This is a genomic window from Streptomyces sp. NPDC048211, assembly GCF_043202315.1.
Lineage (GTDB): Bacteria > Actinomycetota > Actinomycetes > Streptomycetales > Streptomycetaceae > Streptomyces.
Genome location: NZ_JBIDAD010000011.1, coordinates 142,317 through 157,374 on the forward strand (window position 1 = coordinate 142,317; position 15,058 = coordinate 157,374).

Consider the following 15,058-nt stretch of genomic DNA (forward strand, 5'->3'; position numbering starts at 1 on the left):
TCCCGTTTCACGGAAGAGCCGCTAGCCCGTTGTAGGCAGAGACATGACCTTTCGGTCTCGTGCCATCCGGTTGACAAGGGATCCGGTGCCCTCCCCCCGACCGATGCGGGGCTCCTGTGCCGTGCAGCCCACCGCCGAAGGCAGAGGGAATAAGCGGCAAGCACGCACACTTGAAGGAGCTGCACCGCTTGCTCAACTTGTTGGTACAAGCTGATGCAGTGATGGTGCACCAACGGACTGTGAAGCGTCAAGCGATCGGGGCCCACATGTACCAACAAGTTGAGCGAGTGCGTCATGATGGAGTCATGAGCAAGCAGCCGAAGTACCGGCAAGTCGCGGATGCTCTGCGCCGCGAAATCGACAACGGGACGTATCCGCCCGGGTCGCGTCTCCCCTCGGAGAGCGAGCTGTCCGCGCGTTTCGACGCGTCGCGGAACACCGTGCGGTCCGGGCTTGGCCTGCTCGTTACGCAGGGGCTTGTCACGTCCAGCCAGGGCCTCGGGTACGAGGTGGCTAAGCATGAGGTGTTCGAGCTGAACGCTTCTCGGTTCGAGAACCTGAGCTTCCCGCAGAACGGGGACGCGTACAGCACGGACGTCACGGCTGCGGGCCGTCGGCCGCACCAGACATTCAGGGTCGAGATTCTGCCTGCGCCGGCCGAAGTGGCGGAGCGGCTCAAGATCGACCCTCAGTCACGCGCCGTTCTCCGGTTCTGCCATCGGTACGTCGATGATGTGCCGTGGTCGACTCAGGCCACGTACTACCCGGCGTGGCTGGCCGATGAGGCGCCCCGCCTTGCAGAGCCGGGCGACATCGAAGAGGGCACGACCCGATACCTGGCCGCTCATGGGACCGAACAGATCGGGTACTTCGACGAGATCTCAACGCGCATGCCGACCCCGGACGAAGCACGGTTGCTGGAGATTGGCGCGGGGGTGCCGGTGCTCCTTTGGATGCGTACCGGGTACTCGGCGGAGCGGCCGATTCGCTGCACAATCACGACGTTCCGGGGCGACCTGAACCGGATGAACTACGAGATCGGCGACCAGGCCGCGCGAAGCGAGAATGAACCCCATTGAAGATCACCACCGCACGCCCGGACGACCTGACTAAGCTGTTGGCCTTCCGCGAGGAGGCGGCGGCTTGGCTCACGCGCCTCGGTAGCGACCAGTGGCAGCGCCCCTATCCGGCTGATCGGTTGCTCGCCACCATTGAGGCAGGCTGCGTCTTCATGGTCACGGACGGCGATGAGACAGCAGCGACCATCACGCTCACAGCCGACGCAGAAGACGGTCTATGGACGGAATTGGAGTTGAGTGAGCCGTCCAGGTTCGTCACCAAGCTGACTGTTTCCCGGGCCTATTCCGGGCAGAACCTTGGGGGCCTGCTTCTCGACTGGGCAGGCGACAGGGCATATCGCGCAGGTGCAATGTGGCTACGGCTTGACGCTTGGACAACGAATGAGGCGCTACAGCGATATTACCTTCGACAGGGGTTTGAGTACGTGCGCACAGTTCGAGAGGGGGGTGCAGTAAACGGAGGGCCGAGGGTCTCAGGATGGCTTGCGCAGCGTCGAACGAAACTGGCTGACCACGGCTTGAGCAATGGCGCTACCTGAGGAGATTCCTAAGATATCGGATCTTCCCCTGTCGTTTTGATGCGGTCTTTTGGCGGGTGGCAAGGTGAAATTAGATATCAAATCTGTCTTTCTGGCGGGCTAGCTTGCGAAGGTCCCTGCTCCGGTGAAAGTGACTGTCGAGTGTGTTCCATGAGGGCGGCTGGGCTTATTCCTAGCCGCCTAGTGCCTCCAATGGCGGCCGGCACTGCAGCGCTGACACCTGCAATACCTAGAGCGACCCCGGGCGGGATGCCCAGTAAAATCCCTCCTGTCGAAACGAGGGCCGCGATGCCCGATCCCGCAAGCACAAGGTAGAGGTCTCGCCTCTCGCTGCGTGCCACCGAGTAGTCGGCGGAAGACTGTCGAGCGCGCTCAGAAAACTTCTCATCGGACAGCAGGGCATGCCATCTGCCTTCAGTCATGCGGTCAATTATCTCTGAGAGAAGAACAAGAAACTCACGTTTCGCCGACCGGCCGTGCATGAGTATCTGCTCGGAATGGTCTTCCAATGTCACAGCCACGGCATTGAGGTGTTTGGCAAGTTGGTCCCGTCGAACGCTTGGTGCACCGTAGGATCCATACTGACCGAAGACCCTCAAGTACATGCACAATTGGTTTACGGTGCGGTCGATAGTGGCAGGTTGCTGAGCCCTACTCCCGGAGGCAGCACAAGATCGAATGGTACGGCAAGCCTGAGTAAGTGCGTATAGCTCGGCATCAATTCGGCTTCGGCGCCTAAGGGCTAGTCTCGCGATAACGAAAAGGGTAATGGACGTTCCGAGGAGTCCTATCTGTACCGCTAGGCCAGGACCGTAGACGATTCCCCACTCATTCTTGGCGTTTCTCAACTCTGAGTCAACGGCTAGTGAAATCGGGAAGCTGATAAGCATGAGTAGGACTGTATAGATCATTGATAGATGTGAGGCTCGCCTCCGCCCGATTTCGGCTCTGCGCTCTCGCATCGCCGCATGGCGAAGCCGTAACTTCTTTGTTCTGAGCGGGTGTCCTAGCTCGATGGCCATGGCAGTGACATAGTCAGTCAATGATGCAACAGCGTGCAGTTCCCTTCTGTGTGCCTTTTTTCTGACGATTCGTTTCCTGCGGCGCCATGCGCGATCCAGTGTGTCGGATTTCGTCTTTAGTGAGTAGAGCGTGAGCATAATCATCGGGAAATGTATGTCCGCGGTGATTATGGCGTAGAAGGTTTGTTGCATTCTTTCGTTTGTCAAGGTGTCGCCCCCGAGTTCCGGCCCGTCGTAGCGCTGATCAATGTATCCGCCTCCGGCCATACTTGCGGGCGAAACAGAAGGGTTTCGCGGCGGTAAGTCTGGGCCTGCGCGGCCGTTCCACGCGGCGCTTCTCGGCGCCGGACCGGCATCCGTGTTTGCCTTCGACCTTGGCGCCCTTGGCGGACCCCGGCGTGCAGGGTCAACAGTCCCTTGTCCTTGATGACGCCACCGGTCCGTGTGCGCACGCGCCTGCGGGACGACGGTTGCAGGTGTCCCCGCGGTTGACCCGGTCTCAGTTGTGGTCTCGGTACCTGCTCCACCCGCGAGCGTCCGCCACCGTCCGTATGGGTCCGAGTAGGCGCCTGACCAGCCGTGGGCGCAGTGGGACGGACAGCGACGGACGTTCGCGGACCAAGATCGGACAACTCGTAATGCGTAGGTCTCGGGTTCGAATCCCGAAGGCGGCTCGGATCAGCCCCAGGACTCACTCGCCGTGACCTGGGGCTTTTTCATGTCCTCTGCCTTGTGTCGCAGTGACGGCCCAGCCCGGAAACCGTCGCTGCGGGCAGCCGTGGCCGACCGGTGGCCGAACGGGCGACGGGCGTGTGGCGGTGGTGGCCGAGAGCGCCACGCGGAACGCGCGGACGGCCGCCCGGTCGTTGCTCTGTTCCTGAGCTGGAGCAACGGGGGCGGGAGCGCCCCCGTTGCCGACAGGCGAGAAGTGAGACGCGCAGGACGGGGGCAACCGCTCCCTCGAGCGGGCCCGCAGGCGGTACGCAGGCCCCTGTGCAGGCGCACAAGAAGGCGGAGGCCCGCCACTGTTGGGCGGCGGGGCGCTGCCCAACGGGCGCACCCGGGTGGGCGGCTACTTGTCCGTCGGCTCGACGTAGGTGCTGTCGAACCAGTCGATGAACTCCCGCACGGTGCCGATCTTCGAGATCCGGGCGTGCGGGGAGCCGGCGACCGGCGGCTGGTTCGTCATCGGCCACGGCTTCTGGAGCGGGCAACGGCCTCCGGTGCGTTGCGGGCGCTGTCCGTGGGGCCGGTGTCGGCACCGTTGCCGGACGCGGGCCGAGTCGCTTGCGAGGCCGGTGAACGGCAAGGTTCGGTCCTTCCTTCGGCACCGGAACGCGGAGAAGGACGACGCCACGAGCATGGTGCCGGAACTCGGGGGTACCCGATGCGGAATTGGCGTCCGCAGCCTCCCCGCCGACAGTTCGACGAGCCGAATCTCCCCAGCCGGTCGAAGTGGCGGCCATCATCAAAAGTCCATGTTAAGGGGACCTTTAGCTGCCCGGGCTAGCGTGTTGTGGGCATGAGCTTGCCGATGAACGTTCGTTTTCAGTCAATGGGGAGGGATTGAATTGAAAATCACTCGACAGGCCGGTGAAAAAATGGGGGCAGTGGTTGAGGCCTTCGATTTGGCCACTGCTTCGGACGAGGACTTCGAGGAGCTCAAGACTCGTACCTACAGCGACAAGATCCTGGTGCTCAAGAACCAGGACCTCTCGCCCGAGCAATTCCTCGAACTCGGCCGGAGGCTCGGTACTCCCGAGACCTACTACGAGGCGATGTACCAGCACCCCGAAGTAAAGGAAGTCTTCGTCTCCTCCAATGTGAGCGACGGAGACAAGCAGATCGGGGTCCCGAAGACGGGCAAGTTCTGGCATGCCGACTACATGTTCATGCCGAATCCCTTCGGGCTCACGCTGATCTATCCCCAGGTCATACCGCAGAAGAACCGCGGAACCTACTTCATCGACATGGGGAAGGCCTACGAGAAGCTCTCCGACGAGCTGAAGGCCACCCTCGCCGACGCGGTGGCGGTGCAGACCGTGCGCCGGTACTTCAAGATCCGTCCGACCGACGTGTACCGCCCGATCTCCGAGATCCTCGAGGAGATCGAGACCAAGACGCCGGCGTCGCCGCATCCGGCGGTCTTCAAGCATCCGGGGACCGGCGAGCAGATCCTCTACGTCAGCGAGGGGTTCACCGCTGAACTGCAGGACGCCGACGGCAACCGGCTCGACGACTCGGTCCTGAAGGGCGTGCTGGAGGCCGTGGGCCAGATGGACCCGACGGGCGAGCACGAGAACCTCCACCTCCAGACGTTCGACAAGGGCGACCTTCTGCTCTGGGACAACCGCAGCCTCGTGCATCGTGCGCTGCACACAGCGACGCCGGAGCCCACAGTCTCGTACCGCGTCACCGTGCACGACCACCTCCCGTTCTACGAGGGCATCTCCGCCTGACCAGCTCGTTCTTGCACCTCACGACCGAGAAGGAGTCGTCATGACCACAGCGCAGCCAGCCCGCCAGCACCCCAACCCGTTCGACGAGGCGTTCTTCAAGGACCCGTACCCGGCCTACGCCGAGTTGCACAAGACGGGCGCGCCCCTGCACCGGGTGTCCCTCTCGGACGGCAACGACGTCTGGCTCATCACCGGCTACGAGGAGGCCAGCGAGGCGCTCAAGGACCGCCGCATGGTCCGTAACCGCCGCCACGCCGGCCCCGACTACCAGAGCGAGATCCTCCCCGAGGTCGTCCGCTCCGGGAACCTGCACATGGAGGACGGGCAGCTCCACACCCGCCTCCGCCGCTTCATGAACTTCGCCTTCACCCCGAAGCGGGTCGCGGCCCTGGTGCCCCGGATCGAGCAGGTCACCAAGGAGCTGCTCGACGCCATGGAGGCCAACGGCGGCGGCGACATCATGGACGGCCTGGCCGCGCCGCTCCCGATCGCGATGACCACCGGCATCCTCGGTGTGCCGGACGACCAGCGGGGCGACTTCCGGTACTGGAGCGACGAGCTCCTCGGAGGCACGCCCGGGCGCGCCCGCGAGGCCTCCGAGCGCCTGCTCACGTACGTCCAGGGACTCATCGACCTCAAGCGGCGCGAGCCGGACGACGACCTGATCTCGTACTGGGTCTCGGTCAAGGACGACGAGGGCCAGCCGCTGACCGATCAGGAAATGATCGGCATGACCTTCTTCCTGCTGCTCGGCGGCTACGACACCACGGTCGGTCAGATCGGTGCCTCCGTGCTCGCGCTGATCAAGCACCCGGAGAAGGCCGAGATGATGCGCAGCAATCCGGAGATCATTCCGGACGCGGTGGAGGAGCTGATGCGCTGGGACGGATCGACGCACAGCGGCATCCGGCGGTTCGCGGCCGAGGACGTGGAGATCGCCGGCGAGACCATCCGCGCCGGCGACTGCGTGCTGATCTCGCTCGGTGCGGCCAACCGGTGCCCGATGCGCTTCTCCGACCCCGACACGCTGGACTTCGAGCGGGAGAAGAACTGGCAGCTCGGTTTCGGCCGTGGTCCGCACCACTGCCCGGGCAAGGAGCTGGCCCGCCACGAGCTGCGCGTCGCGCTGGGTGAGCTCGTCCGCCGCTTCCCGGACATGAAGCTGGCCGTGCCCGAGGAGGAGGTCGTCTGGCGTCCGTCGTACCTGATCCGGGTTCCGTACGAGCTGCCCGTCAGGTTCGGAGCGTGACGACGGTTCCGGATGCTGCGGAGGCGCCCGGCTGTCCGTTCGGCGGGGTGAAGACGCCCTTCGACGCCTCCTACTTCGCGGACCCGTACACGACGTACCGTCGTCTGCACACCGAGGGTCCGGTCCACCGGATCAAGACGCCCGAGGGCTACGACGCCTGGCTGGTCACCCGGTACACGGATGTGCACCAGCTGCTGGGGGACCACCGGCTGGTGCGCCAGGTGCGGCACGCCAAGGGGGAGTACTACCGGTTCCCCCTGCCCGTCGAGTTCTCCCGGTCGCTGGTCCGCGAGGACCCGCCCGTGCACACGCGGCTGCGCCGGTACATGAACCTGGCGTTCGCGCCCAAGCGGGTGCGGCCCCTGCGACCCCGTATCGAGGCGGTGACCGACGAGCTCGTCACGGCGCTGGGGGACAGTGGCGAGACGGATCTGATGGCCAGCCTCGCCATGCCGTTGCCCATCACCATCATCGCCGAGATGCTCGACGTCTCGGCCGAGGAGCAGGGGGACTTCCGGCGCTGGGCCGACTCGCTCGTGGGGCTGGACCAGGAGGAGCTGCGCAAGGGCGGCATCAGCATGCTGCACTGCCTCTCCCGGCTGGTCGAGCTCAAGCGGAAGGAGCCGGGCGACGACATCTGGAACGACTGGATCCGGGGTCATCAGGGCCAGGAGGAGCCGCTGGAGACCGACGAGCTGCTGGGCCTCGGCTTCATGGTCCTGCTCGGCGGTTACGACCCCACCGCCGGCGTCATCGGCTCGGCCATCCTGCGCCTGCTGGAGGAACCGGACCTGGCGCAGCGGCTCCGCGAGCGGCCGGAACTGATGCCGTCGGCCGTGGAGGAGTTCCTCCGCCTGCACGGCGCCAGCCACACCGCCGCGCGGCGGTTCGCCGCCGAGGACGTCGAGGTCGCCGGTGTGACCATTCCGGCCGGGTCCGCCGTCTTCCTGTCGCTCAGTGCCGCCAACCGTGATCCGGAGAAGTTCGAGGACCCCGAGGTCTTCGAACCGGACCGGTCGCCCAACCGGCACGTCGCCCTCGGGCAGGGACCGCACTTCTGCTCCGGTGCCGAACTCGCCCGTATGGAGATCACGGCGGCGCTGGAGGCGGTGCTGCACCGCCTCCCGAACCTCCGGCTGGCGGTGCCGGCGGAGGAACTCAGGCTGCGGCCCGGGTACTCCATCCGGTCTCTCGAAAAGCTGCCTGTCACGTACTGATCTCATCCTGGGGGTAATGAGATGCCGACCCTGTCCCAGCCGTCGACGCAGGCGACCGAGTTCGCCACCGACGAGGTACTGCTCGAGCAGGTGCTGAAGCCGTACCGGCTCAACTGCCAATACCTCAAGTCCGCGGTGGTGAAGCTGACCGATCGCCCCGGAGAGGCGGGACGGGTGTCGGCATCCTGTGAATTCGAGATCCCGGAGTCGTGCTACATCGACGACACCGGACACTTTAACTCGGTCGAATTCAACATCTGTTACAACCAGATGATGTATTACGTGATCGCCAAGTCGGTGAAGGAGCGGCTCCTGGAGCCGCTCTCTTCATGGAGTATGGCCGACTACTGGTCGCATCAGCTCGCCGACTTCCTCATCACCGATTTCCGCAGCGCCTTCCGGCGTGCCATGCGAGGCGGGAGGTTCTCCGGTGAGATCGAGATCCTCGACATCACCGAATGGGATGGTGACGACCTCCACGAGGCACTTCTGGTCGCGCAGACCTCCTGCCGTTACTGGGACGAGAACGGCGGCAACTGCCATGGCGAAGTCCGCATAGCCATCACCAATCCGGTCAGCACCAAGAATTGACCACGAGGAACTCATGACGACGACCACGCCACTGGTTGAGCAGCTGCGCACCCTTTCCCGGCCGGAGCGGCGTCTCCGGGTCGAGGAGCTTGCGCACAACGAGCTGCGGGCCGCGCTTCTCATGCCCGAGGACGAAGACGTCCCGCCGGACCAGAACTACTTCGACCTGGGCCTGACCTCGCTGCGCGTCACCGAGATCAAGCAGCGTCTGGAAGCCCGGCTCGGCTGTGCCATCGACACGTCCGTGCTGTTCGCGAACCCGACCCTGGGCCACCTCGTGGAATTCCTGCAGGCCGAGATCCTCCCGAAGCTGATGGGGGAGTCGTCGGCGTCGGAAGGGAAGGCCGCCAGTACCGTCCCGGCCGGCCGCAAGGCGCTGGTCAACGACCTGCTGAACGACCTGTACAAAGACTGAACGCGGCCTGACCAACGAACTATTCCGGGGGACGCAGGGCTGCCTCTGGAGCGGAGGAGCCACCATGTCGAACCGGTGCCCAGACGTGCAGGAAGAACTGGACGCTGCCCGCGAAGCACTCGAGGAGCAGCGGCATGTGCTCAGGGAGTTGCTGCTCGAAAAGCACGAGCCCATTGCGATCGTGGGCGTCGGGATGCGGTTCCCCGGTGGGAACTCCACGCTTCCGGGATTCGCCGAATTCCTTGAGCAGGGCCGGTCGGGCACGCGGCCCATCCCCGAGGACCGCTGGGACGTGGAGGGTTTCTCCTCGGGCGGTCAGGACGCGAAGGGCAGAATCCGCACGTTCGCCGGCGGATTCCTCGACCAGGTGGACCAGTTCGACCCGCAGTTCTTCAACATCTCGCCGAAGGAAGCGCAGTACGTCGACCCGCAGCAGCGGCTCGCGCTGGAGACCGCGTGGGAAGCCCTGGAAGAAGCGGGCATCGACCCGAACAGCCTGCGGAACGGCAACGGCGGTGTGTACGTCGGTGTCTCCACCGTCGACTACACGATCGAAGCGGACGCCCTGGCGTACGAGGAGTTGGACGCCAACATAGGCACCGGCACGGCGCACTCCGCCGTGCCCGGCCGGATCTCGTACTTCCTCGGCTGGCGCGGACCGAGCATGGCTGTCGACACCGCCTGCTCCGCGTCCCTGGTGACCGTGCACCTGGCCGCCGAGGGCCTGCGCCGCGGCGAGTGCGACATCGCACTCGCCGGTGGCGTGAACGTGATCCACCACCCGCGCAACCACATCGTCTTCTCGCAGGCGAACATGCTCGCCGTCGACGGTGAGTGCAAGACCTTCGACTCCTCCGCCGACGGCTACAGCCGCAGTGAGGGCTGCGGCATGGTCGTCCTCAAGCGGCTCACGGACGCCAAGCGCGACGGCGACCGCGTGCTGGCGCTGGTCCGCGGCTCGGCCGTGCGCCAGGACGGCGAGAGCGGCGGCCTGACCGTTCCCAACGGATCCGCTCAGGAGATGGTCATCCGGGCCGCGCTCGACAACGCGGTGCTGGAGCCCGCGGACATCCAGTACGTCGAGGCGCACGGCACCGGCACCTCTCTGGGCGACCCCATCGAGATGGGGGCCATCCAGTCCGTCTTCGCCAAGTCGCACTCGAAGGCGGATCCGATCGTCGTCGGCTCGCTGAAGACGAACGTCGGCCACATGGAAGCGGCGGCCGGCATCGGCGGTGTGATCAAGGCCGCGCTGCAACTGCACAGCGGGCAGATGTTCCCGCACCTGAACATGACGACCCCCTCGGAGCACATCCCGTGGGACGCCTACTGCGTCGACGTGCCGGTCGAGGGCCGGCCCTGGAAGGCGGACACCCGCCGCGCCGTCGTCAACTCCTTCGGCTTCGCGGGCACCATCGCCTGTGCCGTCCTGGAGCAGGCACCCGCCTTCGCCCCCGCGGATCCGTCGGTGACCGACGGGGGACACCTCTTCACCCTCTCCGCGAAGACCGAGAAGGCGCTGGCGCTCCAGACGGAGCGGTACCGCGCGCACCTCGCCGCGCACCCGGACCTGAACCTGGCGGACGTCTGCTACACCAGCAACGCCGGCCGGGCCCACTTCGGCAGCCGCCTGGCGGGGGTGGTACGCGACACCGAGGAGCTGTCCGCGCTGCTCGGCCGAACCCCCACCGCCGGCCCCGACCTGAGCAAAACGGCCTTTCTCTTCACCGGCCAGGGCTCTCAGTACGCGGGCATGGGCAGGCCGCTCCATGACGCGTACCCGGTGTTCCGGGAGCACCTGGACGCCTGCGACCGCCTCTTCGAGGCGCGTATCGGACGGTCCGTCAAGGCGTTGGTCCTCGGTGACGCGGAGGACCCCGAGGCAATCGACCAGACCTGCTTCACCCAGCCCGCGCTGTTCGCCCTGGAGTACGCCACCGCACAGCTGTGGCTGAGCTGGGGTGTCCGGCCGAGCGTCCTGATCGGCCACAGCATCGGCGAGGTGGTCGCGGCGACCGTGGCCGGACTCTTCTCGCTGGAGGACGCGGTCCGCCTGGTCTCCGCCAGGGCCCGGCTGATGCAGTCCGTGACCGCGGCCGGCGCGATGGTCGCCGTGGAAGCCGCGGAGAACGAGATCGCCCCTCTCCTGGAGGCGTACGAGGACGTCACGTTCGGAGCCTTCAACGCGCCCGGTCACTGCGTCATCTCCGGCGGTGAGGAGTCCGTCCTGGCCCTCGCCGGCCAGATCGAGGAGCGGGGTCCGCGTACCAGGCGGCTCACCGTTTCGCACGCCTTCCACTCGCCGTTGATGGCCGAGGTCTTCGACGCCTTCCGCGAGGAGATCCAGGACATCACCTTCCGCGACCCCGAGTTCGCCCTGATCTCCAACATCTCCGGCCGTGTCGCCGACATCGCCGAGATGTCCACCCCCGACTACTGGGTGCGGCACATCGCGGAACCTGTCAACTTCCAGGCCGGCATGGCCGCCATCGGTGCCCGCGGCCGGCACGTCTTCATCGAGGTGGGCCCCTCGGGGACCCTGCTCGGACTGGGCAAGCGCATCCTGGACGCCAAGGAGCACGTCTGGGTCCGGAGTTCGGCGAAGGGCGACACGGACGCCTCGGTCATCCGGGCCTCGGTGGCCGAGTGCTATGCCGCCGGGCTGCGGATCGACTGGAAGGGATATCACCGGGGACGCGGCGGACGCCGCACCGCACTGCCGACGTACGCCTTCGACACCAAGCGGTACTGGCTGCCCATCACCGGCGACCGGCACTCCAAGGAGCGCGTGGTCGACGCCTCCCGGGCACACCACCCGCTGCTCGGCGCCGAGGTGAGCGCGGCCGCACAGCTCCAGGACGGGGTACGCGAGTTCGCCGCCGAGGTCGGGCCCGACCAGCCGTCGTACCTGGTCGACCACGTGATCATGGGACAGACGGTGTTCCCCGGCGCCGGCTACATCGAGATCCTGCTCGCCCTGCAGGACGCGGTGTACGGCGAGACCGGCCGCCTCCTGGAGGACGTGGCGATCCAGGAGCCGCTGATCCTCACCGACGGGCAGCGCACCGAGATCCGTACGCGGCTGCGGGAGCTCCCCGACGGCGCGGAGGTCGAGATCGTCAGCCGGACGGCCGACAACGCCATCGAGCGCTGCCACGTCACCGCCCGGATCGGGGTGGAGTACACCCTGCTTCCGGAGCTGCGGGACGTCGCGGCGGAGCTGGAGGAGAAGGCGGCGGCCGAGGGAGAGCCGGCGTCGCCCCGTCGTCCTGACGACCTGTACGCGGAGTTCGCCGACCTCGGGCTCGAATACGGGCCCGAGTTCCAGCGGATCGAGCACATCGCCCGCCAGGGCGACAGCGTCTCCGTCGCCCGGCTGCGCGGCCGGGTGGCGCACGCGCTGGAGCACCTGCCGCCGGTCGTGCTCGACAACGTCACCCAGTCGCTGGCCGGGGTGCTGGACAACGGCAACACCTATCTGCCGGTCGGCTTCGGCCGCTTCCAGCTGCTGAAGAAGCCCAAGAGCGACCAGCTGTGCAGCTACGTGCGGCTCACCAGTGAGGAGAACGCCGACGGCGAGATGACCGCCGACATGCTCCTGACGGAGCACGGCCGGCCGGTGTTCGTCGTGCACGGATTCCGGCTGAAGAAGGTCACGGCCGCCGCGGGCGCTCCGCGTCGGCAGTTGTTCCACGAGCCGCGCTGGGTGAAGCGCTCCCTGGTCCGCCAGGGCGGCGAGGGCGAGCGGCGCGTCCTGGTGGTCAACCGGGACGCGGCGGACTTCGAGTCCGTACGCGAGCACCTCTCCGCGAACGGCGCCTCGCTGACCTTCGCACCGGACGCGGACGCGGCCGCCGGACTGCTCGGCGAGCGGCCCACCGACGTCTGCTGGTTCTGGAGGAGTACCCCGGGACCGGTCGGCGCCGAGCACCTGCGGTCGGAGTGCGAGGCCAACTACCGCCAGTTGCTGGACCTTCTGGCGGCGCTGGAGAAGGCGGCGTTCGGACGTGATCAGCGGCTGTGGCTGGTCACCGAGGGGGCCCAGCGGCTGCCCGGTGACCTTCCCGGCCGGCCGGGCCGCGCCTCGGAGGTCTCGGCGGCAGCGACCCTGTGGGGCTTCGGCCTCACGCTGTGGAACGAGTACCCCACCTACCAGCCCGCACTGATCGACCTTCCCGTCGGCGGCGACTACAAGGCCCTGGCCGACGAGCTGCTGACCGCCGAGCCCGACGAGTACCAGGTGGCCTTCCGCGACGGCAACCGGCACGTGCGCCGCATCCACCGCGCCGATCCGGCCCGGACGAACGACGCCAACTTCGAGCTGGCCATCACCGAGTTCGGGGAGTTCTCCAACGTCAGGGCCGTGCCCGTCGAGGATGTGGCTCCCGAGGGGGACCAGATCCAGGTCCAGGTGCACGCGGCGGGCCTGAACTTCAAGGACGTGCTCAACGTGCTGGGGCTGCTCAAGGCCCACGCGGAGGAGAACGGCATCGAGTACCAGCCGCTCGACCTGGGCTTCGAGGGGGCCGGCACGGTGGTCGCGGCCGGCCCGGACGCCGAGTTCCGCACCGGCGACGAGGTACTGCTCAGCCACCTCGGCTGCATGAAGCGGCGCGTCACCGTGCCGTCGGCGATGGCGGTGCGCAAGCCCGCCAACATCGGATTCGCCGAGGCGGCCGGCCTGGCCACCGCCTATGTCACCGCCTCCTACGCGCTGCACGATCTGGCCGGCATCCAGCAGGGGGACAGGATCCTCATCCACGCTGCGGCCGGCGGCGTGGGCCAGGCCGCGGTGCAGCTGGCCAAGCTGGCGGGCGCCGAGATCATCGCCACCGCCAGCCCTCGCAAGCAGGAACTGCTGCGCGCCCAGGGCATCGAGCACGTCTTCAACTCGCGCACCCTGGACTTCGCCGACCAGATCCTGGAGGTCACCGGCGGCAAGGGCGTCGACATCGTCCTGAACAGTCTGAACAAGGACTACATCACGGCCGGCATGAAGGCGCTCGGCGAGGGCGGCCGGTTCGTGGAGCTCGGCAAGATCGGCATCTGGTCGGCCGAGCAGGCACATGCGGCGCGGCCGGACGTGGACTACCACAACTTCGACCTCAGCGAGTTCGGCGAGGAGGAGCTGCAGGCGGTCAACAAGGGCATCCTCCAGACAGTGGCCGGGCTGCTGTCCGAGGGGGCGGTGCAGCCGCTCCCGACGACGGCCTACACCCTGGACGAGATCGAGGAGGCGTTCGCGGTCCTCAGCCGCGGAGCCAACGTCGGCAAGCTGGTGATCAGCTTCGAGCCGGAGGACGGCGTCCGCGAGCGCCCGGTCACCATTGCGGCCGACCGCTCGTACGTGATCACCGGTGGTACGGGTGCCCTCGGACTGGTGATGGCACAGAAGCTCGTCGACCTCGGCGCCCGGGACCTCGTCCTGGTCAGCCGGCGAGCCGTCCCGGAGGCGGATGCCGAGGCGCTCGCCGCCGGGCTGGGCGAGGGCGTGAAGGTCCGCACGCTGCAGTGCGATGTGGCCTCGGCCGATGACGTCCAGCGGCTCGTCGGCCTCGTGGCAGGCGGAGCGAACCCGCTGGGTGGCGTCCTGCACACGGCCGGCGTCCTCGCGGACATGCCGATCGCCTCCCTCTCGTGGGAGAGCATCGACCAGGTCTTCCAGCCCAAGGTGTACGGAACCTGGCACCTGCACGAGGCGCTGCGCGGCCTGCCGGGCGAGCCGTTCTTCGTCGGCTTCTCGTCGATCGCCTCGGTGGTCGGGTCGTCGGCGCAGGGCAACTACGCGGCGGGCAACGCGTTCATCGACGCGCTCATGCAGTGGCGCGGAGCGCAGGACCTGCCGGGTCTGAGCATCAGCTGGGGCCCGTGGGCCGAGGTGGGCATGGCCGCGGACCTGAGCGAGCAGCTGATCCGTAGCATCGAGTCCCAGGGGATGAAGTTCCTCAAGCCCGCCGACGGCACCCGCTCGATGTTCAAGGTGCTCGGGAAGCCCGCCGCACACCTGATGATCGGTGAGTTCGAGTGGGACCGCTTCGTCTCGGGCCGGCCGGCCGCCAACGCCTTCTACCGTGAGGTGGCCGGGCCCGGCCGCGCCGGTGTCCGCACCGTCGACCTGGACACGCTGCGTGCCCTGCCCAAGTCCGAACGGCTCTCGTTCGTCAACGAGCTGGTCCGTTCCCGGATCGCGGGGCTGCTCCACTTCGAGGGGCCCGACGATGTCGGCGTCAACGCGAAGTTCCTCGAACTGGGCCTGGACTCGCTCAGCGCGGTGGAGCTGAAGAACAGCCTCGAAGGTGCCTTCCGGGTGCCGCTGTCCTCCGCGATCGTCTTCGACTACCCGTCGATCGGTCTGCTCACCGAGTACCTGGAGCAGCAGCTCGTACCGCAGACGGAGACCGGGGACGAGCAGCCCACGGACGATGTGGAGGCGCTCACCGACGCCGAGGCCGACGCCGAGCTGGCCGCGATGATGGAGCTGTGACGC

At 66.9% G+C, this 15,058-nt stretch carries 8 protein-coding genes; all 8 read left to right on the forward strand.

Features of this window, described 5'->3' with window-relative positions:
- Positions 1 to 305: 305 nt before the first annotated feature.
- The 8 genes from ACGFZA_RS32970 (at position 306) to ACGFZA_RS33005 (ending at position 15,055) form a co-directional block, all read left to right on the forward strand.
- Positions 306 to 1,079, forward strand: a complete 774-nt coding sequence (locus ACGFZA_RS32970) for a GntR family transcriptional regulator (protein ID WP_393684024.1) — start codon at positions 306 to 308, stop codon at positions 1,077 to 1,079.
- Positions 1,076 to 1,618, forward strand: coding sequence for a GNAT family N-acetyltransferase (locus ACGFZA_RS32975; RefSeq protein ID WP_393684026.1), 543 nt, complete (start codon positions 1,076 to 1,078; stop codon positions 1,616 to 1,618). Before ACGFZA_RS32970 ends, ACGFZA_RS32975 begins: the two co-directional genes overlap by 4 nt.
- A 2,593-nt stretch (positions 1,619 to 4,211) precedes the next feature.
- Complete coding sequence (locus ACGFZA_RS32980) at positions 4,212 to 5,099, forward strand: TauD/TfdA dioxygenase family protein (protein ID WP_393684028.1); 888 nt, start codon at positions 4,212 to 4,214, stop codon at positions 5,097 to 5,099.
- Positions 5,100 to 5,139: 40 nt separating this feature from the next.
- Positions 5,140 to 6,348, forward strand: a complete 1,209-nt coding sequence (locus ACGFZA_RS32985) for a cytochrome P450 (protein WP_385277243.1) — start codon at positions 5,140 to 5,142, stop codon at positions 6,346 to 6,348.
- Positions 6,345 to 7,565, forward strand: coding sequence for a cytochrome P450 (locus ACGFZA_RS32990; RefSeq protein WP_393684030.1), 1,221 nt, complete (start codon positions 6,345 to 6,347; stop codon positions 7,563 to 7,565). Before ACGFZA_RS32985 ends, ACGFZA_RS32990 begins: the two co-directional genes overlap by 4 nt.
- Before the next feature lie 21 nt (positions 7,566 to 7,586).
- Positions 7,587 to 8,156: an FcoT family thioesterase gene (locus ACGFZA_RS32995; RefSeq protein WP_385277247.1), complete on the forward strand. Its 570-nt coding sequence runs from the start codon at positions 7,587 to 7,589 to the stop codon at positions 8,154 to 8,156.
- Between the two features lie 13 nt (positions 8,157 to 8,169).
- Positions 8,170 to 8,571, forward strand: coding sequence for an acyl carrier protein (locus ACGFZA_RS33000; protein ID WP_385277249.1), 402 nt, complete (start codon positions 8,170 to 8,172; stop codon positions 8,569 to 8,571).
- Between the two features lie 64 nt (positions 8,572 to 8,635).
- On the forward strand, positions 8,636 to 15,055 hold the full coding sequence (locus ACGFZA_RS33005; RefSeq protein WP_393684033.1) for an SDR family NAD(P)-dependent oxidoreductase: 6,420 nt from the start codon (positions 8,636 to 8,638) through the stop codon (positions 15,053 to 15,055).
- The last annotated feature ends 3 nt before the right edge of the window (positions 15,056 to 15,058 follow it).